General features: G+C 44.2%; 17 protein-coding genes. 9 read left to right on the top strand and 8 right to left on the bottom strand.

Features of this window, described 5'->3' with window-relative positions; genetic code table 11:
* The first annotated feature begins 114 nt into the window (after positions 1-114).
* Entirely contained in the window at positions 115-1,269 is a 1,155-nt protein-coding gene (locus tag HMPREF3216_RS02965) for a quinone-dependent dihydroorotate dehydrogenase (protein WP_060786864.1), read from the top strand.
* A gap of 56 nt (positions 1,270-1,325) precedes the next feature.
* Here the strand turns inward: HMPREF3216_RS02965 and HMPREF3216_RS02960 are convergent, their stop codons facing one another.
* The 5 genes from HMPREF3216_RS02960 to HMPREF3216_RS02940 form a co-directional block, all read right to left on the bottom strand.
* The gene (locus HMPREF3216_RS02960; RefSeq protein WP_060786863.1) at positions 1,326-3,767 is read right to left on the bottom strand and encodes a transglycosylase domain-containing protein; all 2,442 of its coding nucleotides are present in this window, start codon (positions 3,765-3,767) and stop codon (positions 1,326-1,328) included.
* Positions 3,768-3,853: 86 nt separating this feature from the next.
* Complete coding sequence (locus HMPREF3216_RS02955) at positions 3,854-4,573, bottom strand: Crp/Fnr family transcriptional regulator (RefSeq protein ID WP_060786862.1); 720 nt, start codon at positions 4,571-4,573, stop codon at positions 3,854-3,856.
* A 30-nt stretch (positions 4,574-4,603) separates the two neighbouring features.
* Positions 4,604-7,126, bottom strand: coding sequence for a S9 family peptidase (locus tag HMPREF3216_RS02950; protein WP_060786861.1), 2,523 nt, complete (start codon positions 7,124-7,126; stop codon positions 4,604-4,606).
* A 60-nt stretch (positions 7,127-7,186) separates the two neighbouring features.
* Positions 7,187-8,497 (bottom strand): App1 family protein, encoded by a 1,311-nt coding sequence (locus HMPREF3216_RS02945; protein WP_060786860.1) that lies wholly within the window; start codon positions 8,495-8,497, stop codon positions 7,187-7,189.
* A complete protein-coding gene (locus HMPREF3216_RS02940) occupies positions 8,478-10,001 on the bottom strand; it encodes a L,D-transpeptidase (RefSeq protein ID WP_060786859.1) in 1,524 nt (507 codons plus the stop codon). The genes HMPREF3216_RS02945 and HMPREF3216_RS02940 overlap by 20 nt, the downstream gene beginning before the upstream one ends.
* Before the next feature lie 267 nt (positions 10,002-10,268).
* On the opposite strand from HMPREF3216_RS02940, the gene HMPREF3216_RS02935 reads away from it, so the two are divergent.
* From HMPREF3216_RS02935 to rpiA, 4 genes are all read left to right on the top strand, one after another.
* Positions 10,269-11,402, top strand: a complete 1,134-nt coding sequence (locus HMPREF3216_RS02935) for a diacylglycerol/lipid kinase family protein (RefSeq protein WP_060786870.1) — start codon at positions 10,269-10,271, stop codon at positions 11,400-11,402.
* A 30-nt stretch (positions 11,403-11,432) separates the two neighbouring features.
* Positions 11,433-13,106, top strand: a complete 1,674-nt coding sequence (gene pgm, locus HMPREF3216_RS02930; RefSeq protein WP_060786858.1) for a phosphoglucomutase (alpha-D-glucose-1,6-bisphosphate-dependent) — start codon at positions 11,433-11,435, stop codon at positions 13,104-13,106.
* A 117-nt stretch (positions 13,107-13,223) separates the two neighbouring features.
* Entirely contained in the window at positions 13,224-14,219 is a 996-nt protein-coding gene (locus HMPREF3216_RS02925) for a ribonuclease H family protein (protein WP_060786857.1), read from the top strand.
* Between the two features lie 144 nt (positions 14,220-14,363).
* Complete coding sequence (gene rpiA / locus HMPREF3216_RS02920; RefSeq protein ID WP_060786856.1) at positions 14,364-15,062, top strand: ribose-5-phosphate isomerase RpiA; 699 nt, start codon at positions 14,364-14,366, stop codon at positions 15,060-15,062.
* 178 nt (positions 15,063-15,240) lie between these two features.
* Here rpiA and HMPREF3216_RS06150 read toward each other — a convergent pair whose 3' ends face one another.
* Both HMPREF3216_RS06150 and HMPREF3216_RS02915 read right to left on the bottom strand, forming a co-directional pair.
* Positions 15,241-15,330 (bottom strand): 30S ribosomal protein bS22, encoded by a 90-nt coding sequence (locus HMPREF3216_RS06150; protein ID WP_004268639.1) that lies wholly within the window; start codon positions 15,328-15,330, stop codon positions 15,241-15,243.
* Positions 15,331-15,466: 136 nt separating this feature from the next.
* Positions 15,467-16,099, bottom strand: a complete 633-nt coding sequence (locus tag HMPREF3216_RS02915) for a hypothetical protein (protein WP_060786855.1) — start codon at positions 16,097-16,099, stop codon at positions 15,467-15,469.
* A gap of 91 nt (positions 16,100-16,190) precedes the next feature.
* Here HMPREF3216_RS02915 and radA point away from each other — a divergent pair, with 91 nt between their 5' ends.
* The 4 genes from radA (at position 16,191) to HMPREF3216_RS02895 (ending at position 21,324) form a co-directional block, all read left to right on the top strand.
* On the top strand, positions 16,191-17,648 hold the full coding sequence (radA, locus tag HMPREF3216_RS06405) for a DNA repair protein RadA (protein WP_060786854.1): 1,458 nt from the start codon (positions 16,191-16,193) through the stop codon (positions 17,646-17,648).
* A 9-nt stretch (positions 17,649-17,657) separates the two neighbouring features.
* A complete protein-coding gene (locus tag HMPREF3216_RS06400) occupies positions 17,658-19,190 on the top strand; it encodes an adenosylhomocysteinase (RefSeq protein ID WP_060786853.1) in 1,533 nt (510 codons plus the stop codon).
* Positions 19,191-19,280: 90 nt separating this feature from the next.
* Positions 19,281-20,702 (top strand): amidohydrolase family protein, encoded by a 1,422-nt coding sequence (locus HMPREF3216_RS02900; RefSeq protein WP_060786852.1) that lies wholly within the window; start codon positions 19,281-19,283, stop codon positions 20,700-20,702.
* Positions 20,703-20,796: 94 nt separating this feature from the next.
* Positions 20,797-21,324 carry a cupin domain-containing protein gene (locus tag HMPREF3216_RS02895; protein WP_060786851.1) on the top strand — a complete coding sequence of 176 codons (528 nt, stop codon included), beginning with the start codon at positions 20,797-20,799 and terminating at the stop codon, positions 21,322-21,324.
* Position 21,325: 1 nt separating this feature from the next.
* On the opposite strand, the gene HMPREF3216_RS02890 is transcribed toward HMPREF3216_RS02895, so the two are convergent.
* The gene (locus HMPREF3216_RS02890; RefSeq protein WP_060786850.1) at positions 21,326-22,195 is read right to left on the bottom strand and encodes a 5'-methylthioadenosine/S-adenosylhomocysteine nucleosidase family protein; all 870 of its coding nucleotides are present in this window, start codon (positions 22,193-22,195) and stop codon (positions 21,326-21,328) included.
* Positions 22,196-22,268 lie beyond the last annotated feature (73 nt).

Here is a 22,268-nt window from a genome sequence, read left to right as displayed (position 1 = left end):
ACGCTTCTCAAGCGAAAAGGCAGGTCGTCGCGCACTTTTGTACGTGATTTAGGTGTTTTTTGGTACATTCTCGGGAAAAATTGCAAAATGCGCAAAGTTAGATAGTATTGAATCATGAGTTATGTATCTGAAAATTCATTACACAATGCTGTGAACCTTGCCGCAACGGATCTATTCACTTTTAGCTACAAGCATATTATTAAGCCGCACTTAGTGTTTAGCATTCCTCCAGACGAGGCACACGACCGCATGATTGCATTTTGCAAAACAAGCGAGCGCATTCCTGGATTAATGTGGCTATTGCGCCAAATGCTCGACTACACCGACCCAGTTTTAGAGACTCAAGTTATGGGAGTGGATTTTGCAAATCCATTTGGCTTAAGCGCAGGACTCGATAAAAACTGCGATTTGTGCACGGTTCTAGACAATGCTGGTTTTGGGTTTGAGACAGTTGGCTCCACAACCGCTCGCCCTTGCGCAGGCAATGCCAAGCCTTGGTATCATAGACTTCCAGAATATGATTCCTTACTGGTTCATGCTGGCCTTGCAAATGACGGCAGCGCACTTGTTATTCCTAGAGTAGAAAAAGCCTGGACTAACGCTAAAAGCATGCAGATTTCTGTTAGCATTGCGCGCACAAACGATAATCTTGTTGGAGATTTAGACGAAGGTATTGAAGATTATCGCATATCTATGGAGCGTGCAAGCGGCAAAAGCTCGATGATTGAAGTAAACATTTCTTGCCCAAACACTATGGTTGGCGAACCTTTTAACCAGCCAGAAGCTCTAGACAAGCTGTTTAACGTTTTAGATAAAGTTAAGCGCCCTCAGCCAACTCTTGTAAAAATGCCTTTAAACCTAAAGGGCGGATGGCCTCAGTTTAAGTCTTTGCTAGACGTTTTGAGCGCACATAAGGTTGATGGAGTTAGCATTGCAAACTTGCGCAAGAATCGCGATGGACTAAACATTCCTGCAGATTGGCAAGGTGGAATCTCTGGATCTCCAACTTACAGCGCAAGCAATGAGCTTATTAGGCGAACTAGAAGCGAGTTTGGCAATCGCTTTGCTATTGCTGGAATCGGCGGAGTATTTACCGCAAATCAGGCTTATCAAAAGATTAGAAACGGAGCTGATTTAGTCATGTTCGTTTCTTCTCTTATGTACAGAGGCCCTCAGCAGATTACAACCTTAAAGCGCGGTCTTGCAAAACTACTTAAAGAAGACGGCTTTAATAGCGTTGCAGACGCCGTTGGAGTAGACGTAGATTAACGCAGATTAGGCTAAACTAACATAGATTAGTCTAGCCTAACGCAGGTTAGCGTAGCCTAGCGGTTTCCTCCGTAATACGAGTTGGATCCATACCTATTGCTGGTTCCACCGTAATACTGATTCTGCCTACCACCACCCGTTGCATAACGGCCATTTGTAGTAGCATCTTGCCTGTAGTAGTAGTTTTGCACACCTTGCTGGCTCTGCGACGAATCTTGCTGATTAGAATCCGAACCCTGCTGGCTTTGATCTTGGCTCTGTTCTTGAGCAGCCTGCCTACGTGCTTCTTCTTCTCTATCACGCTGCTGCTGAAGTTCGTACTGTTTGCGCATCTCTTCTGTAGTTAACGGCATTTTTCCGCCAGCCATAAACTTTGGATCTGGCTTTCCATAATCGTTATCCATAGGAGTGTTAGATGCCTTTAGGTACGCGTCCATAAACTTTTTCCAAGCAGGCATAGCGATGTAGGTACCATACCATGTGCTGTGGTAGACGCCATTAATCCTCATGTTGTTAAAGCTCTTTTGAACTTCGGCGTTTCCAATCGCAATAAAGGCAGAAACCTTATTTGGCACAAATCCAGCCGTTGACATGTAAAACTCTTCGTTAGTACCAGTTTTTGTAAACGTCTTGCGTCCGCCTTCTAGCTGAGCCATATGTGCAACACCAGTTGGCTGAACAACGCCCTGATTAATGGCGTATGCTGTTGTTTGAGCAACCTTCTTTGGTATTGCCTGATGGCAATTAGCACTTGGAACTCTCAAACGCTTGCCATTCTTATCTACTACGCGCTTAATGGCTATAGGGTCACATTGAACTCCATTAGCAGCAATCGTTGCATAAACATTTGCCATTGTAAGCGGCGAAGCCTGCACAGCACCAATCAACATAGGCGGATTGAACGAGTTTTTAGAAAACACGTCTTCTTGACCAAGTGGAGAATTGTGATACCCCAATGTTCTAGCTGCTTCTGCAACAGCGCAAAGCTTAAGCTGAGTACCCATTGCAGCCTGAATAGTGTTGTGAGAATGGACAAGACCCATTAAAGGAGTTTCTGGGCTAACACTACCGCCGCCAGAGTTTTGAACAGACCAACGCCCTATTCCGCGATATCTTGCGCAAGAGAAATCAGTGCTGTTGTAAAGCATGCTTGTTCTTAGAGACTGATTGATTGACTTTCCAGCAAGCAGCCAAGCAACAATGTTAATCGGCTTCCACGTAGAACCAATCTGCCAGCCTAAGCCGCCGCCGTCGCGCTCGTCTACAGCGTAGTTAATAGCAGTGTGCGTAGGGTCGGACTTTGCTGCATCAGTCGCATCGTAAATGCGATTGCTTCCAAAGCCAAGCACTTCCCCAGTTCCAGGCTTAATAGCGGCAATTGACACTTCAAAGCCGCTTGGATCGTGAATTGGAACAGTGGCTCTAGCAGTATCCATTGCGGTAGAGTTTGCAAGAATATCCATTGTTGTGTAAATGTCTAATCCGCCTTCGTTAAGAAGCTTTTGACGCGCAACAGTGGTCTTTCCAAACTCGCGGGAATTCAATATTTTTTTAGTAACATAATCGCAGAAGAATGCAGCATCTCCAGCAGCCTGGCAGCCAACGTTTGCAACTTCGTGCTGAATATTAAGAGTATCTTTAATAGGAATTGCAGCCGCGTCGTCATGCTCTTTTTGGGTTATAAAATTCTGCCTAAGCATTAAATCAAGAACAATATTCCTCTGCTTTTGCGATTCTGGCCAATTTTCTTCAATGGAAGGATCGTATCTAGAAGGATTCTTTGTAATTGCTGCGATTGTTGCCGACTGAACAAGATTAAGCTTAGCGGCCGTAGTGTTAAAGTATCGTTTTGCAGCAGTTTCTACACCATAAAGATTATTACTACCAAACTGTGCAACATTTAAGTATCCCTGTAAAATCTCTAGCTTTGAATACTTCTTTTCCATTTGAATAGCAATAAGCATCTCTCGCAGTTTTCTGGTGACTGTGCTTTCTGCTGCGTGATATTCCGAAATAGGATCATTGTCTTCTCGCGCCTTAATCATAAGAACGTTTTTAACGTACTGCTGAGTTAAGGAAGATCCACCTTGCATATCGGATTTTTTTATAAATGTTTGCACAAATGCTCGCATAACACCTTGAACATCTACACCTGAATGCTCAAAGAATCGTCGATCTTCTCGAGCCACCATTGCCTGCTGCATGTACTGCGATATACGCTTAAGTGGCACAACCGTACGATTTTGCGCGTAGAAAGTTGCGATTACTGTTTTTCCATCCGAAGCGTACAAACGCGACTTTTGCGGCAGCGCGGTAACGTCAAAATCAATGCCATCTACCCTAAGAGAAGGTACAACAGTTTTAACAACGTTGTTTATACTCATTACCCCTGGTACAAAAAGAATACTGGAAGCTACACCACCTGCAACACACAAAGTGATGTATGTAAGAAACAGTGCGAGTACTCTACGAGTTGTTAGGGATTTCTTTTTAGGCATGCGAACTATTCTAGAGGCTTGCCTCTACGTTGCGGCACGAAAAAGACGATTTATCTTTTTGATTATATTTTTGACTATATTTCTGATTATCTTTCTGCCCTACGAATCAACATTCCAGGCTCATAAATAATAATCGACCTTCCGTGTCTTTTAATCCAACCTCTTTGCGCAAAATCCATCAAGGCTTTGTTAACAGTTTCTCTAGAAGATCCAACCAATTGAGCAAGCTCTTCTTGCGTTAAATCGTGAGGAACAAGCACGCCTTCTCTAACAGGCTCGCCAAATCTAGAAGCAAGATTTAAAAGCGTTTTAGCCAATCTTGCTGGAACATCCATAAAAACAAGATCGGAAATATGCTCATTATTTGCTCTTAAGCGCGCAGCCAAAACCTGAAGCATGTCTACAGCAACACGAGGATGGTGACCCAACCAGTTAAAAAGCACCTCGTTTTCTAACCAGAGTACGCGAGTTTTATCTGTAATAGCAATCGCAGAAGCCGTGCGCGGACCGCCATACGGGTCAAAAACAGGAATTTCTCCAAGAATTTCCCCGTGCGTGTGAATGCTAAGCAATTGCACACGATTATCTCTTGAATGACGAACGAGTTTAACGCGCCCACGCTCCAAAAGATACATGCGGCGATCTGTATCTCCTTCGTTAAAAATCGCCTGCCCCCTAGAAAAAACCGACTCATGCAAGTGTTCTAGCAGCTCCCTCGCTTGATCTAGCGGCACTTGCTTAAATAACGCGGTATGCGTTAACGGAAGGTCTTCCTCGTAGGGCTTATTTGGCTTAATTCTTACCACAATCAGCCTCCAATGTGTTTTAAAAATATTCTACGAAATACCCATGGCATCTAAACACCATGCGTTTTCGTAGCAAACTTCTTCCCATTTTTTATACCTACCAGAGCCGCCGCCGTGGCCTCCGTCTGTTTCAATTCGCGCAATCGCATCCACTCCAGCTGCCTGCAAACGAGCAAGCCACTTAAGAGGCTCCGTAACAAGAACGCGAGTATCGTTAATCGAAGAAGTTATAAGAATCTTTGGAAACTCGCCCGCCTTAACGCTCTGAGGTACATTTTCGTACGGCGTGTACGACTTTAAATACGCGTAATCTTGCGCGTTGTGTAACGGGTCTCCCCATTCATCCCACTCGGTAACAGTAAGCGGCAACGATTCGTCTAACATAGACGTAAGCGCATCTACAAAAGGAACATCCGCCTCGATTCCTGCATAGCATTGCGGAGCCATATTTGCCACAGCGCCCATAAGAAGGCCGCCCGCGGAACCGCCATTAGCCACAGTCTGATTTGCCGAAGCATACCCAGCTTTTTGAAGAGCGCACGTAACATCTATAAAATCTTCAAACGTGTGTTTTTTGTTGCGACGCCTGCCATTCTCATACCACGCGCGACCCATTTCTCCGCCGCCGCGCACATGAACTTGAGCAAAAAGCACTCCTCTATCTAGCATGCTTAAACGCGCAACCGAAAAATACGGATCGCTGCTAATCTCGTACGCTCCATAAGCAGTTATAAACATTGCATTTGTTTTTGCAACAGCGTCTTTTTTCCACACTAGCGAAACTGGCACGCTCTCGCCATCTCGAACCTTAACCCACACTCGTTTTTCTGCGTAGTCATTTTCGTTAAAATCGCCCAAGATTTTTCCGCGCTTAAGCAAAACACTTTTACCTGTTGCTATGTCTAGCTCTTTTAACGCTCCAAGAGTTGCGTAACTTGAGCAAGAATAACGTATTTTTGGCGCTTCGTAACACGGATTTCCCGTTGCTCCAATAAGGCTGATTCGGCTATTTTTTGCCTGCTCAGGCGTTATTTTAGATAATTCTTTGCGAGCGCTGGTAAAACGGAAGCTTGCGACTTTTGCGCAAGAATCGTTAAGATCCAACGAGTCGCAAGAAACCACAGAATCGCAAGAAACCACAGAATCGCAAGAATCTTCTACAAACCCATCTTCTTTTACAAGACGGAATCTCCAAGGGCACCCAGACTTAAAGTCTTCAACGGCATTGCTTTTAGTCATAACTGCTAATTGAGGCAAACCATTTGCACGGAAAGAAAGAGCTACGTAATTTTTATAAACGCTTAAACCATCCACGCTTAAGCCGCGCAATCCTTGCAAAATCTTAGGATTTTTGCTGTTGTAATACGGCTCACTAATGGCCTTTTTACTTGCGCCTTTCTCTATTAAATCGCCATTTTTACATCCGTAAGGAGACCCTTGCGCAACACAGCAGCCTTCGCCAATGTTAAACGGCATTGAATCTATAGAGTGCTTGCGCAAATCTATAACGTCAATCTGAAAATTCGGATTCTTAAGATTGTGGCTTACAAACATAAGTGGAATGTCTTTGCCATCTTCTCCAGCGTTTTCAAAGCAAGCAAACGAAACGTCGTATTCCACGTTTTCTACAGGCTTTAACACCGTTTTAAAATCTGCTTCTGGAGTGCTTAACGGCAGCATTAATACGCGTGAAGTGGTTTTAGAGCTGCTGTTTATAATAACGCTTCGCTCATCAAAGCTTTCGTACACGCTAACAAAAAAGCGCTCGTCTAAATCTTCAAAAACTTTAACGTCATTTTCTACGCTTGTTCCAACCTTGTGTCTAAACACCTGATATGGACGCCAAGCACTATCTAAAGTTACGTAGAAAACCCATTTTCCATCTGGCGTTAAAAGCGCGGAAGATATGCCTTTTATGCAATCCGAAAGCGTTACAAAACTATTGTTATAGCGAGTGTTGTAATCGTCACCAGAAGGCGCGCAAAAATCGCGTATATAAAAGTCAAATCTTTCGTTGCCGCTAGTATCTACCCCAAACAACATTCGCTTTCCATCTAGGCTAATATCCATTCCGCCAAGCTGGAAGAATCCGCCATTAAAACGATTGGCTTCTATGTTAGCGTCAAAAATAACCTCTTCGTCTGGAGTCTGGCCAGCATGCGCGCGCTCATCTATAACAGGTGGATTCCAGTCATCTTTGCTCTTAATTTTCATACGGCATTGAACGGCGTATTGCTTGCCTTCTTCGGTTCTAACGTAATACCAATAACCATCCATGCGAGTTGGAACCGACATATCTGTTTCTTGAATACGGCTCTTTAACTCACTAAACAAATGTTTACGTAAAGGCTCTAAACTAGAAACGCGTTTGCTAGTGTACTCATTTTGAGCGTTAATATAATCGCGTAAATCCTTGGATTTAGTGTTTTTCATCCAAGCATATTCATCTACAAACACCTGGTTATGAAACTTACGAACGTAATCAACTCGTTTTGCAGGAAGTGGCTTTTCAACAGTCTTAAAATCACCAACTTTTAGCGAATTATCTTCCATTTATAACCTTTGCAACCTTTACAGACTTTACAACATTTACAACATTTACAGCGCTTAAAATCAGTCTTTGCTATTAACAGAATCAATAATAAACGGAATCATAAGATCTTCTAGCTCGTTGCCATTTTGCGCCGCAAAAAATGGAACACCTTCAAAAGTTCCAGCCGCACCCTTAGCTTCAATAAAGCTATTATTGCAAGTTTTAGCAACCCTAGAAGAAGCAAGAGTCACACCAAAAGTCTTAGACATGCTTCGCCTAAAATCAACCAAAGTTGCATCTTTCTTAAGCTGACGTATGCCAACTGCAAGAACACGATCTGGGAATTTTTCAATGATTTTCGCATAAGTCGAAGGGTCTTTTTGGCCATCATCTCCAATAAGAACAAAACGCATACCTGGAAAATCATTCATAAGCTGCTGAGCAAACTCAAGCTTGTGCTGCGGTCCAGTTGGAACAAAAGTCTTAGGGCGCGGGTCTAAATCCCTAAGAAGAAGAGGGCCGGCAGGAAAACCTTCGCGCAAAATAAAGTGGCGAATCGAAGCTTCTACATTCCAAGGAGAAGTGGAAAGATAAAAGAACGGAACACTAGGAATTGAATCACGAATACTATTGAAAAAGTGACTCATGCCATTAACGGCATGCCTATGCTCTGGATTCATAATAAGCAGATTGTAGGCAGCTCTAAGAGGAGAAGGCGCTTGAGTGACCATAATAGTATCGTCAACGTCGGAAATAATACCTAAAGGCGTCTGCTCCGATATAACAAACATGCTTGCTTCAACAGGATCGCGATTATCAACCTTGTACGAAACCTTGTGTTCGCCTGCTAAAAGCGACCTTTCGGTAATCAAATCTAAGTAACCAGAACAATCCGAAACGCAATATTCAGCGCTGCTATTATATGCAGAATCTGGCTTATCGTACACAGAAGAATCGCCAACCTGCGCCCATTCAACAGCAACGTTATCAATGCTTAGAGCAACCTTAACACGAATTGCAGGAACAACAAGCATTGCGTAAATACCGCGCTTTAAAGCGGAATGATGGCCAGCTTTAGGCGCTAAAACGGTTCGGCAAATCAAGCGCGCGTAGCGATCGGTACCGTAGCCAATATATGGTTCAACGCTAGGAAACCAGCCAAAATGGCGAGCGATTTTGCCGCTTATGCGCACCCAAAGCCCGAAACTAGATGTTACAAACTTTCTAGCAAACTGAACAATTGGAGGCTTTTTGTCTAAGCGCTCTTCGCTAGAAGGGGCATCAAACAGCGTTTCGGTAACACGAACCTGAATCGGAGTGCTACTAACTCTTCTAGCTGCAGCAGGCAAATCGCCCTTTAAATCCGCTGCCTTATTGGCGAACTGGTCCATCTGGTTGTTCTCCAACAACTTCCACAACTGTTCCGCGAGGGCAGTTGTCAAATACCCACTTTGCGTCTTGCTCATACATGTTTATGCAGCCGTGAGAACCGTACTTTGCAGGGTATCCCTGAGCTATACCAACATTGTTCCAAAGAGCGGTGTGGAACGAGATTCCGCCATTAAAGTAGCTAACCCAGGTAATTCCAGGCAAGAAATACCTAGAGCCGTTTCGGTTAAATCCACGCATATCTTGCACCCTGTAGCGCAAGTAAATAAAGTACGTTCCGTTTGGCGTTTCGTAATAACCGTTTGAGCCGCTGCAAACTGGGAATGTTTTAAGAAGCTGATCGTCTTTGTAAACGCTTATTGTTTGGTCTGTTTTATTAACAACAACACGCATTTCGACGGTCTTTTTTTCGATTCCAAACTTAACAATGCTTGTTGGAACACTAATCTTTGCATCCGCCGACTTTTCTACTGCCTGAACAACCTTATTCGCAAAGTCTTTAGAATATTTAACTTCTATACCGTTAACGCCCTTAAGCGTTGTTAATATAAACTTGCCTTGCTTGTTGTAAGTATCTTCTTGATCTACTTTTTGCTGATTAAGATTTTTAGCAAGCTCTTTAGAAAGCCATGCGTCTGCAGCAGATGAATCAACCTTGTACGAAATCTTCTTTTTTGTACAATCTGCATCAATCTTAATCCAAGACGCTAAAACAGACTTTGGAAGTGTAAAATCTTTTGAATCACCATTATCCAACGTGATTTTTTTAGATAGTAAATTATTAAGCTGATCAACGGTTTTCTGTGCAACATCGCGCTTAATCGGAGCTTCCACTCTGCGCGAGCTAACCGTAACTTTTACTGTTTTACCAGGATTTTCCAGAACTCGCTTAATCGCTTCGCGAACTGGCAAAGTTATAATCGTACGCCCTGGAACACCATCTTCTACAACGTAAGAATTGGAAGAAGAATCAAACTTAGCAGTATAAGGCATTGCTCGATCTTTTTGGCTCACAAACTTTTTAACAACATATGCATCCATACGGTCGTTGTTTAACTTAGCTTTAAGCCCAACGTTTTCTTGCATCCACGGCATAAGCATTGTAAACACATTATTGTGCTTTGCGCGCATAATGCTCTGCACGGTTGCGTCTTTATCTATGTTTACCGATAAATCTTTAAGGGTTTCAACGGAGCTTTTTCCAGAATCGTCTTTAATCTCAATCTTTGTGTTTTCAATCGCGTTATTCACAGCGTTGGTAACTTTTTCAATCTGCGCGCCCGAAATCTCGCTGCTGCCAGCAAAATGTACTCCTGGCGCAACGCGATCGCGGAAGTATGCTTGCGACCCCACAAAAGCAGCCGCCAAAAGTATTAAGAAAATAACGAACGAATAAAGCAATACAAGCGCAGACTTATTAGACTTCCTACGCTTTTTTGATACTGCAAATTGTTCAGTATCGTCGGACTCAAAAACGTCTACATTATTTTCTTGTAATTCAGACATGACCATAAACCCCTATAGTTCAATCATGCAAAACGCATGTTGCAAGCTTATCACTTGCGCGTCATATAAGTCGCCATGCAAGTCGCATACAAATCGCCGTACAAATCGCCGTACAAATCGCCATATGTTAGGCACACAGTAAAAATGCACAGTCAAGATGCGCTAAATACGTAATGAAAATGTGAAAATAATTAAATATTGGAAATTATTTGACAATTATTAGAAAAATAATGCCCACAACTCGAATATATGTGCAAAAATGAGAATATGCCAGATATGCCAATTCAAGCAACAATTGCGTTAATGGTGATTGTTTTTGCGCTAGTTTTTGCGCCATTCGTCATTATGATAGTCGCGCGCGCCTTGAAAAAGCAGTATTTAGCCGAAAAATTATCGGAAAGGCACGAAGATAGCGTTCACTACGCCTTTATACTTAATCCTTCTAAACCACAAGCCGAACAATACCGAAAAAGCATTAAAGATTACTGTGCTTCCAACGATTTTACGTACGAAATAATAGATACGCAGCTTAACAAGGATGGGCGCGAATGTGCGCTAGAAGCACTGAAAAATGGCGCAAACGTTGTTGTTGCTGTTGGCGGAGATGGCACTGTTAGAACGGTTGCGAGCGCAGTTAGCGGAACAAACCACGCTATGGGAATTATTCCAATCGGCACGGGAAATTTGTTTGCACGAAATATGGGTATTCCAGTAGACGATGTTCAGGCTGCGCTAAAAGTGGCCACTAGCCATGGTTCTAGGTTTGTTGACGTTGGTCGCGTTTTTATACTCGACAAGCCGTACGAAGATCATGGTCACGCATTTTTAATTATTGCGGGAATTGGATTCGACGCGCTTATGATAGACGACACTAATCCCGCGCTTAAAAAGAACATAAGCTGGCTGGCGTACTTTGTTGCAGGCGTTAAGCACTTGTTTGCGCCAAAATACCGCGGAGACGTTACTTTTACGCGCACAGATGGAACGGATTACACAGCTAAATCAATATCTTTCCGAACTCTTATGGCTGGAAACTGTGGACAAATTCCAATGTTTTCGCTTATGCCAGATGCCGCTTACGACGACGGCATACTCGACTTTGAGGTTATTGACACTTCTGGCGGATTAATTGGATGGGCTAATTTATTTGGAGATGTTGTGCATCAAACGGTTACAGGCAAAGCGCAACAAAGCCCACTTTCCACAAACTCCAAAATTGACCAATCGCAGGGGCTGGAGGCCATTGTAAAGCTTGAGCGATCTGCTCCAGTGCAGGTTGATGGAGATATTTTGGGATACACAAAACACCTGCGTTTTAGTGTAGATAAACGAGCATTATGCGTACGCGTGCCGCAAAGTCTGCAATCTTCTTTAACCCAAAATAACGCTGACTTACATTAAAATACCGCCGCCGTGGCAAAATAAAAAATTATGGTAGCAAAAAATGCGGGAATGCCCGCCACCCCAGAAGATCTAGTAGACGTTGACGCTTTAATTGGCGCTTACTACGATGAAGTTCCAAATTCCAACATTCCAGAACAGCGCGTGATTTTCGGCACGTCTGGTCACCGTGGTTCTGCTTTAAAAACTTCGTTTAACGAAGCTCATATTGTGGCAATTACGCAAGCAATCGCCGAATATCGCAAGAGCGCTGGAGTTAATGGCCCACTTTATATTGGTAGAGACACACACGCTCTTTCGGAGCCTGCTCAAAAAACAGCAATTGAGGTTTTGGTTGCTAACGGAGTTCACGTTCGCGTGGATTCCCGCGGCGACTTTGTGCCAACACCTGTTGTGTCGCAAGCAATTTTGACGCACAACCGCGCAGCAGATGGCACTCAGCGCTTTAGCGGAGACGGATTGGCCGACGGCATCGTCGTTACTCCTTCGCACAATCCTCCAACCGACGGCGGTTTTAAGTACGACCCTGTAACTGGCGGCCCTGCCCCAGCAGACGTAACTAATGCGATTGCAAACCGCGCAAACGAATTGCTCGACAACTACAAGTCCATTAAGCGCGTGCCTTTTGAAGAGGCAATTAAGTCTGACTTAGTAGAAGGCTTCGATTACCGCGAACACTACGTTAGCGACTTGGCAAACGTTATTGACTTTGATGTAATTCGCTCTAGCGGCGTGCGCTTGGGAATTGATCCTTTGGGCGGCGCAAGCGTAAACTATTGGCCACTTATGAACGAAAAGTACGGCCTGAATATTGGCGTTGTGCGCCCAGACGTAGATCCAACTTGGCGATTTATGACCATTGACCACGACGGCAAGATTCGTATGGATCCAAGCTCCCCTTACGCAATGAAGGGATTGGTTGATCAGCTTAATGCTGGCGCTTGGGATAAGTACGATTTGGTTGGCGGCACCGATCCAGATGCCGACCGCCACGGAATTGTGTGCCCTAACTGGGGTGTTATGAATCCAAACCACTACATTGCAGTGTGCGTGGAATACTTGTTCGGCGGCGCTCGCCCAGATTGGCCAAAGAACACAGCAATTGGCAAGACACTTGTGTCTTCTTCCTTGATTGACCGCGTGGCTGCTTCGATTAACGCAAAGCTTGTGGAAGTTCCTGTTGGCTTTAAGTGGTTTGTTGACCCACTCTTTAGTGGCGAAGTTGCTTTCGGCGGCGAGGAAAGCTCTGGCATGAGCTTCTTGCGCAAAGACGGCCGCGTTTGGACCACCGATAAAGATGGTTTGATTCCTGATTTGCTCGCTGCAGAAATCACTGCAAAGACTGGCAAGAACCCAGCTCAGCTCCATCAAGATCAGGTTGCTCGCTTTGGCGAAAGCTGGTACAAGCGCGTGGATACTCCAACAACGCTTGAGCAAAAGCAAAAGTTTGCAGCTCTAAGCGGCAGCGACGTTGAAGCCACTAAGCTTGCTGGCGAAGATATTACTGCAAAGCTTACGGAAGCTCCAGGAAACGGCGCAAAGATTGGCGGCTTAAAGGTTACAACCGAAAACAATTGGTTCGCTGCTCGCCCATCTGGCACCGAAAACATTTACAAGGTGTACGCTGAATCCTTCGTTTCTCCAGAAGCGCTAGATAAGGTGCTTGAAGAAGCTACTGCCGTAGTAGACAAGGCTTTGGCGTAAGGCTTTGGCGCGACTAGTTAAAGTTAAACACATTAGTCGAAGTTGATTTGCGATTAATTCGCTTTTATATCTGCGCTGGTTGCTAATGCGGCCAGCGCATTTTTGAAAGGTTTTGCAATGATTGTTGTTTCTACCGATGGGTCCGCACTTGGAAACCCAAACGGATCAATGGGCTGGGCTTGGGCAGATCACTTAGATAATCTAGGCAATGCTAGCGAACACAATCACAGTGGAAATGCAGACGCAGGAGGCGCAACTAATGGCACTAATCAAATTGGCGAATTATGTGCTGTTCTGGAAGCTTTGCGCGCACACCCTGGAAGTGAGCCTTTAACAATCGAAAGCGACTCGCAATATGCGATTAACTGTGCAACCACTTGGATTCATGGTTGGAAAAAGAACGGTTGGAAGAACTCCAAAAAAGAGCCTGTAAAAAACGCAGATTTAATCCGCGCGATTGATGCAGAAATTTGCAATCGAAAAGGCCCTGTTAAGTTCGTTTGGGTTAAGGGTCATGCTGGAAACGCTGGAAACGAAAAGGTTGACAATCTTGCTAGAACTTACGCCGAAGATTGCCGCAGCAAATTGAAGGATGGATATTTGCCATTAGAAGGATGGAAATCGTTGATTTCTTCTGAATATTCAGATGGTGTTGATGTTCCGCAAGACGCAAAAATGCTGTTGGATGGCACAATTTCTAGTAGCGAATATCACATTGGCAGATGCGTTGGAAAAAGTGTGAATCCAGATTTTGATTGCAAAAACGCCGAGGATTCTAAAGCCGAGAACACTAAAGTCGATAACACTAAAGCCGATGACACTAAAGCCGATGACACTAAAGCCGAGCAGATAACGCGTGAAACAAAGTGTGAAACAACACAGGAATCAGCTTGCGAAGCGCATAAAAAATCAGATGCAAAAGTGGAATATAAACCAGTACCAGGGCTAAGCGTTAGTGGCGTTCTGCAATTTAGCCCCGCTCCACAAACAAGCTCCAACTTTGACGGAAATCCCCGATTTATAACGGGCAACATACAGTTAAGCGGATACGTTATGCCAGATGGCACTTTTAAACTAGACCCAACCGAGTTCTACATTAAGACTACGCGCTAATACTCACTAAACGCGCAATAATCTTAACGCAGACTAATATGTAATATGTATGAAATAGATGCGATTAGATAATCGCTAAAAATGGCGCAGTATCGCACAAAATCGCGCGATATTAGCCTGCCAAAGGCAAGAAAGTAGGCACAAATGGATAAAGCACAACAAGACGCGCTAAAGAAGGCCGCTGGAATTGAAGCTGCAAAAATCGTACAAAATGGCATGATGGTTGGACTCGGAACAGGATCCACCGTTCGTTTTTTGGTAGATGAGCTTGGTCGCCGAGTTAAAGAAGAAGGCTTAAGCTTTACGGGAGTTACCACTTCTCGCCGTACGCAAGAGCAGGCAGAAGGCTACGGAATTAAGATTCTTGATATTAACGATGTTGACCATATTGACGTTACGATTGATGGATCGGACGAAGTAGACAAAAACTTTAACGGAATTAAGGGCGGCGGCGCAGCTCTTCTTTGGGAAAAGATTGTTGCAATCAACTCCGATCGCATTGTGTGGATTGTAGACGCAAGCAAGGTTGTAGACACAATCGGCAAGTTCCCACTCCCAGTTGAGGTAATTCCATTTGGCTCCGCACAGGTTATTCGCAAGTTTGAAAAGCGCGGATACAAGCCAGTTTTGCGCTTGGATGCCAATGGCAAAGAGGTTCGCACAGACGAGAATAACTTTGTTGTTGACTTGCACTTGGAGCGCATTGACCACCCACAGGAGCTTGCTAAAGACTTGATTGAAACTGTTGGCGTTGTTGAGCATGGATTGTTCCTTAACATGGTTGATACTGTGATTGTTGGCGATCCAAATGGCCCTCGCGCGCTTACAAACCCAAATAAGTAAACGCATAATCTAATATTTAACCAATCATTTCCCGAGAATGTACGTAAAATCCACTGTTTTACGTACATTTTCGGGAAATTTTTTACAGTCGTCAATCGTAATAAAAAAAAAGCGCCGGAAAAATCCAACGCTTTTAAAAGTGTTACGTGCCCAAACGGGCAGGCGCGCCAAACAGCTATTACTTACGCTGATGACGAGTCTTACGCAGCAGTTTGCGGTGCTTCTTCTTGCTCATCCGCTTGCGGCGCTTCTTGATGACAGAACCCATCTGAAGCCTCCATTCATATGTAAAGTGTGCAACTTGCCTAATGTTACACCGTTTTAACGACTTTGAAAAATCCTAAAGCAAAATTTTATAAAAACACATGCAAAACACATGCAAAACGGCTTATATTAGCGCAAATTTACATTGGGAATTGCTTGTAGAATCTTTCAACAGACTGCTTTGAGCCAGTTATCTCAAAAACAGCGGTATCGTTCTGCCAAACAGCACTAGCCTTCGATTTATTTCCCGACTCTGTTTTTAGCACATAGCTCCCAGTGGTTTTGCCAGAAACTTGAATCTTTCCAGACGCAATATCTACGCCACTTAATCCATCTACCAAAAGTTCGTACTGCTTGTTTGCTAAATCGCGGCTGCTCCACTGAGCAACAACTAGCGAAATATCACTCCCAGATTCACCCGTAGAATACTTAACTGTATATTCTTCTAGCGGAGAAGCAGAAGACCATTTTGCGCTGGCGGCAGCATCAACACGCGCAAAATCAAGAACGGTATCTGGCATAGATTTTAAAAGTGCGGTAGACGTGCTAGGCAAATCCTTAGCCTTAATAGAAGGCGTTTTAGCAGAAGACACATGCGTTTTAGCATCTTGTGCAGCTTGCTGGCGATTTAACGCCCACCCTGGCCAAACAAATGCAGAAACAATTGCCAAAACAACAACTATTGCGGCAACAACAATCACCTTACGCAAGTTATTATGAGATGCCGAAAAACCTTTAGATGAAGTAGAAGAATTATTCGCATAAAAATTCATTTTTTTACCCCAATAATGCCGTTAATCATAATTGGATTATCTCACAAAACTATGACGGTAAAATGTCTACAAATGCGGCTAGCGTCAAATCATGGCTGCAAAATCTTCTACTTACTACTTATGCTCCGAATGCGGTTGGAGCGGATCAAAATGGTACGGACGCTGCCCAGAATGTGGCGAATGGGGTACGTTAAGCGAGTTTAGCGAGCCAAAGGTGCAAAGTGGCGTCTCCAAAACTTTAAGATCTGCTAGAAATTCTAGAAGCGCAAAAGCTAACGCGATTGCCGCATTAAACCTTGATTCTAGCGTAGACGCACAGCCAATTAGCAGCATTCAAGCAGACAATGGAATTAGAATACACACGGGATTTAGCGAATTTGACCGCGTTTTAGGCGGAGGGCTTGTTCCAGGGTCTGTAACACTTATAGCAGGCGAACCAGGAATCGGAAAATCCACCTTGCTTTTGGAAACCGCTGGAAAAGTGGCCAATGCTTGCAGCAAAATCGCAGAAGTTAGCAGAAACGAATCCCAAAAAGGCATAGTCCTGTATATTTCTGGAGAAGAGTCAAAGTCTCAAGTAAAATTGCGCGCGTCACGCATAAACGCCATAAGTCAAAATCTTCTTCTTGCTAGCACAACAAACTTAAACACAGCTTTAGCGCTAATCGAAAAGTATAAGCCAACTCTTGCAATTGTTGACTCAGCACAAACCATTGTTTCTAGCGATGTTGAGGGCATTACAGGAGGCTCCACTCAAGTTCGAGAAGTAGCTAGTGCACTTATTGACGTTGCTAAAACATGTAATATTCCAGTGCTTTTAGTTGGTCACGTTACAAAAGACGGCTCGATTGCAGGCCCGCGCACACTTGAACACCTTGTAGACACTGTTTGCCAGTTTGAAGGAGACAGTCAAACCGCTTTGCGCATGCTTCGCGCGGTTAAAAATCGTTTTGGTCCTACAGACGAAGTTGGCTGCTTCGATATGAGTGGATGTGGCATTGAAGAAGTTCTAGATCCTTCTGGCCTGTTTTTGTCTTCTAACGAGGATTGCAAAAACGAAGGCACATGCGTAACACTTACTTTAGAAGGCAATCGAAGCCTTGCTATTGAGATTCAGGCTCTTGTCACAAACTCTGTTTTGCCTGCCCCTAGACGTGCAGTTTCTGGCGTGGACGCAAACAGAATTGCCATGCTTACAGCAGTTTTGTATAGGCATGGAGGATTGAATCTTCTTGCCAAAGATCTTTATGTTTCTACGATTGCTGGAGCAAAGGCAAAAGAGCCTGCTTGCGATTTAGCAATAGTGGCGTCCCTTGCAAGCGCAGCAAAGAATAAGCCAGTTTTGCCATTTACGTGCGCAATTGGTGAGATTAGCTTAACTGGCCAAGTTCGCTCGGCTTCTAGAATGGAAACTAGACTTAAAGAGGCGGCCAGAATTGGCTATAAGCGTGCGATTGTTTGCCGTTTGCAAAAAAAGATTCATGTTGCAGGAATTGATGTAATTGAGGTAAATAATCTTAAAGAAGCGTTGAGCGCGCTGGGATTGTAGGAGATAAATATGGTGGACTTTAGCCAATGGGCTGCGTTTACTTCGCAAAAAACTAATCGCTCGCTTGCAGGTTCGCGAGTGTTTATTGAAGATGTAAACAACGGAAACAATAGCGATAACAATAACAGTGATAACTGCGATAACATCAACAACAGCAATGTGCAAAAATTCCTGCAAAGCACGCAATCTTGGGGAATAATTCCTGTAGATTCTAAGGAAGACGCTGATTTTTGCGTAAAAATCTGCCAAAAAAACCTAGAGACCACTATAGACGCGCCTAAATTAAGCGGAAAAGACGCCATTGACTACGCGCAAAGCCACATGCCAGTAATGCGCACGCTACTTAATGATTTACAAGAAAATGGTCTTAATTTAAAAGGCGTTAGAATAGCCGTTTGCCTTGTGCTGGAGCCAAAAACAGCCGCATTGCTAAGAGAGTTGCACGCGCATGGCGCTATTGTGGGCGTTTTTTGCGGCCCAGACGAAACAGATCAGCGAGTGGCAGATCAGCTTAAAAAAGAGGGCATTTTGGTGCAGGCAAATCGCGAGTGGACACCTGAGCAAACACACCAAGGCGCACTAAATCTTCTAGACGATATACAGCCAGACATAATAATCGACGATGGTGCTAGCTTTGCCCGCCTAGCAAGCCTGGAGCGCCCGCAAATCGCAGCAAATCTAATAGGCGTTGCAGAAGAAACAACAAGCGGAGTGCGCGCATTTGAAGCAATGCAAAAAGCGGGTCACCTGCACTACCCTGTAATCGCAGTGAATAACAGCGCTTTAAAAACTGATTTTGACAATCGTCACGGCACTGGCGAAACATGCGTTACAACAATGCAGCAAATTCTTGGAAGCGAATGCTTTAAAAACGCTAAAGTAACCGTTGTTGGATACGGGCCAGTGGGCCGTGGATTTGCATTAAGAATACGCGCTCTGGGCGCAAAAGTTACAATCTGCGACACTAACCCAGTTCAAGCTTTGCGCGCAGTTTTCGACGGATTTGAAGCTAAAAATCTTGATTGTGCTGTTAAAGAAAGCAATATGATTGTTTCTGCAACTGGCGTTCGTCACACAATTACATTGCAACACATGCAGAGCATGCAAGAAAACGCGATTTTGGCTGTTATTGGTGGAATTGCAAACGAGATTGCACTAGACGAAATCCCTGATTTTAAGCCGATTGTTGGAACCGCGCAAAGAAAAATCCAAGTTCCGTTAGGCCCGCAAATTACGTTAATAAGCGAAGGAGACGGAACTAACTACACAACTGGCGGCGGAAACCCAATTGAGATTATGGACTTTAGCTTTGCTGTTCAAGTGAGCGCGGTTGCGTATTTGCTAGAGCACAATGGCAATGGCAATAACAATAATGACAACGAAAATCGACTTGATTCTGGAATCTACCAACTTCCAGAAAGCTCCGATAGGCAAATAGCAAGCATCGCACTGGCAAAACGCGGATATAGCGCAAGCGAAGTCAATAAAAACAACGGCTACAAGTGGGATTTAACGCGATTTGCGGAAGAAAAAGCGAATTAACTAAAATCAATTAACCAAAACATAATAAATCTAGGCAATAATAGAATAAAAGCAACAAAAGTAGTACAACATAATTCCTTAAGGAACACAATGCTTACAGACCCAATACGCGCACTCGCACACCCAACACCACTTAGCGAAGTTACACTATACAGCGCAGCAATGGTTATTCCAGTAACGGGGCCAATAATCCCCGAAGGTGCTGTTGCTGTATCTAACGGGCGCGTTGTGCACGTTGGAACACGTCAATGGGTTTTAAACACGCTAAAAAGTGAGATGCCTAGCGAATCGTATATGCAAATGTTTAGAAACGAGAAGCATTGGCATGGGCTTATGACGCCAGGCCTTATAAACGCTCACACGCATTTGCAATACACAAACATGGCGAGCGTAGGTCGCGCAGAATATAGAAATTTCCACGATTGGGAACAGGGATTCAACGTTGTTTACGACAAATTGCACGAAGATAAGCAGCAAAACCCTTCTTTAACTACGTGGAAAGATTCCGCATACAAAGGCGCAAGAATGATGGTGGAAGCTGGCACAACCGCAGCCGCCGATATTGTAACCGACATTGAAGCCGTTGGCGCACTTGCAAGCCAGGGAATGCACGGAATTGCCTATTGGGAGGTAATGGGCTGGAAAAACGTTGACTGGAAGGAAGAAGGCTACGCTAAGCTGCTAGAGATGCTTGGCAAAATGATGAACAACGGCAGCATACCGAGTATAGGTATTAGCCCACATGCACCTTATAGCCTAGAAACCGAGCCATTTGTGGACTTGCCAGATATTGCACGCCAGCTAAATATGCGCTTGCACATACATCTTGCCGAAACGCCAATGGAGGCGGGAAACCACGCAGATACACTAACTACATATTCTGCTCCGGATTGGAATAGCAATGTTTGGGAAAGCTATAGCGAACTTAAATCGCACGGAATGACGGCATCCGCAATACAATTTTTGGATCAGCTTGGATCTTTGGGGCCAGACGTTCATATTGCGCATGGCGTTTGGGCAGACGGCGAAGACCGCAGGATCTTGCGCCAGCGCGGAGTTGGCGTGGCACTTTGCCCAAGATCCAATCGCATTACGGTTACCGAGCGAGACGCGCCAATTCGCGACTATATGGAAGAAGGAAATCTGCTTTCGATTGGCACGGATTCGCTATCTTCTTCCCCATCTTTAGATGTTTTAGACGATGCTGCAAAAGTCTACGACTTAGCAACAGCGCAGGGCTATAGAAAAGATGATTTAACGCATCGCATTATTCGCATGCTCACTTTAGGAGGAGCCAGCGTTATGGGCTTGCATGTAGGCCCGCACAGAATTGGACAGATTAATGCTGGAGCCACGGCAGACCTTGCATTCTTTAACATTCCAACCGATACAAACTCTCCGCAAGGTGTGGAAGAGACTTTGCACAATTTTGTTCGCCACGGCGCAGGAAGTGCAAAAGCAACAGTAATATCGGGAAATCTTGTGTACAATAATGGCGCTTTTGCGCAATAACACTTGCGCAATAACACTTGACTAATATCAATGCAAATATAAGTCAACACATATAAGTCAACACAAAATAAAACAGTAAATATCAGGAGATATTATGAGCGTCAATGCAGAAGATATGAGCGATTACGCTAAAAATCTTGTTAAAGAATTGCACCTAGAAGCCCACCCCGAAGGCGGATGGTACACTCGCGATTGGCAAGCAGCGCAGCTATATAGCGCAAACAACGCAGATGCGAGCGCAAACAACGCGCAAATTGACGAAAACTCTAGTGCAAACGCGCCAAGACCACTTGCATCGCTTATTTACTTTCTTTTACCAGCTGGCGATTCAAGCGCGTGGCATAAAGTTGATGCAGACGAGATTTGGCTTTGGCATGGGCCAGCAAATCTTACGATTGAGCTTGGCGGTTGCGGCGTAAATCCTTGTGCAGAGGCAAATTCGCAGAGCTTTACACTCGGAAACATTAAAGATGGCAGCGGCTTATCTACGCGCGGTCACCTTGTGATTCCTGCTGGGACATGGCAACGAACTGTGCCTAGTAACGCAGATGTATTGGTTTCTTGCGTTGTAAGCCCTGGTTTTACTTTTAGCGGATTTAATTTAGCATCTAAAAACGAGTAGGTTACTTTAAAAGCGCGTTCAAAACGCTCAAAGTTAAGCTTCCAGCGCGATTTGCTGCAAGAACTAAATCGTCTTTATGCGCATCAACCGACTCGTATGATTCTCCACAGCGATTGCTCATTGCTCGAATCGCAAGGAACGGCACGCCATTTTTAGCTGCAATATGTGCTGCGGCAGCGCCTTCCATCTCTTCGCAATCGCCAAAAACCTCTTTGCGAACTGCGTCTAGAATCTTTGGATCTGTGTTAAATTGGTCGCTTGTTGCTATGTTTCCGCAAACATAAGCAACGCCATTTTCGCTCTTGTTAGCAGCGCTATTTTCATTAGACGCGCTTTGCAAAATACACGCACAAGAATCGCAAGCAACCGAAGATAATTCTTGCAAAGACTTTTCAAGCCTAAATCCCAATAGCCTCGCCTGATTTGCTGCTAAATTGCACAGCTTTGAATCCGATTCAAAAACGGCCTTATATGGAGAGCACTCGGCAATAATTTGAGTATTTGTTTCTAGATAGTGAAGATTCTTGCCTATAACAACATCTCCAACACCAAGACGAGGGTTTAAAGCGCCCGCAATTCCGCTAAAAATCAACACTTGCGGCTTAGCTTCAATTATAAGAGCCTGGGCAGCTGCAGCCGCTGCACACTTTCCCATTCCAGCAACGCATATTGTAAGAATCGCGCTATTTTCTTTGTTATTAGAGGCGATTTTACCTTGAATAAAAGTAACACCGTAATCTTGCCAAGACTTATATTCACCATTAAATGCTTGCAAAATAGGCTGAGCTTCTTTTTGAAGAGCCACTATAACAGCGAGGCTTAAAAGATTGCTAAAATCGCCAGAATTACCGATTGAAAATTCCTTTTGCATAGTCTCCCCTAAAAATAAGTTCAATAAATCTAATCTAATAAAATCTAACAAAATCAAATATAGTCAAACACAG

Source organism: Gardnerella vaginalis (assembly GCF_001546455.1).
Taxonomy (GTDB): Bacteria; Actinomycetota; Actinomycetes; order Actinomycetales; family Bifidobacteriaceae; genus Bifidobacterium; species Bifidobacterium vaginale_B.
Note: the sequence above shows the minus strand (reverse complement) of the source record. Positions and strands in the feature narration are given on the sequence as shown.

Coding starts and splice junctions, on each gene's coding strand:
- HMPREF3216_RS02965 (WP_060786864.1), top strand. CDS start 115: ATGAGTTATGTATCTGAAAATTCATTACACAATGCTGTGAACCTTGCC.
- HMPREF3216_RS02960 (WP_060786863.1), bottom strand. CDS start 3,767: ATGCCTAAAAAGAAATCCCTAACAACTCGTAGAGTACTCGCACTGTTT.
- HMPREF3216_RS02950 (WP_060786861.1), bottom strand. CDS start 7,126: ATGGAAGATAATTCGCTAAAAGTTGGTGATTTTAAGACTGTTGAAAAG.
- HMPREF3216_RS02945 (WP_060786860.1), bottom strand. CDS start 8,497: ATGGACCAGTTCGCCAATAAGGCAGCGGATTTAAAGGGCGATTTGCCT.
- HMPREF3216_RS02940 (WP_060786859.1), bottom strand. CDS start 10,001: ATGTCTGAATTACAAGAAAATAATGTAGACGTTTTTGAGTCCGACGAT.
- HMPREF3216_RS02935 (WP_060786870.1), top strand. CDS start 10,269: ATGCCAGATATGCCAATTCAAGCAACAATTGCGTTAATGGTGATTGTT.
- pgm (WP_060786858.1), top strand. CDS start 11,433: ATGGTAGCAAAAAATGCGGGAATGCCCGCCACCCCAGAAGATCTAGTA.
- HMPREF3216_RS02925 (WP_060786857.1), top strand. CDS start 13,224: ATGATTGTTGTTTCTACCGATGGGTCCGCACTTGGAAACCCAAACGGA.
- rpiA (WP_060786856.1), top strand. CDS start 14,364: ATGGATAAAGCACAACAAGACGCGCTAAAGAAGGCCGCTGGAATTGAA.
- HMPREF3216_RS06150 (WP_004268639.1), bottom strand. CDS start 15,330: ATGGGTTCTGTCATCAAGAAGCGCCGCAAGCGGATGAGCAAGAAGAAG.
- HMPREF3216_RS02915 (WP_060786855.1), bottom strand. CDS start 16,099: ATGAATTTTTATGCGAATAATTCTTCTACTTCATCTAAAGGTTTTTCG.
- radA (WP_060786854.1), top strand. CDS start 16,191: ATGGCTGCAAAATCTTCTACTTACTACTTATGCTCCGAATGCGGTTGG.
- HMPREF3216_RS06400 (WP_060786853.1), top strand. CDS start 17,658: ATGGTGGACTTTAGCCAATGGGCTGCGTTTACTTCGCAAAAAACTAAT.
- HMPREF3216_RS02900 (WP_060786852.1), top strand. CDS start 19,281: ATGCTTACAGACCCAATACGCGCACTCGCACACCCAACACCACTTAGC.
- HMPREF3216_RS02895 (WP_060786851.1), top strand. CDS start 20,797: ATGAGCGTCAATGCAGAAGATATGAGCGATTACGCTAAAAATCTTGTT.
- HMPREF3216_RS02890 (WP_060786850.1), bottom strand. CDS start 22,195: ATGCAAAAGGAATTTTCAATCGGTAATTCTGGCGATTTTAGCAATCTT.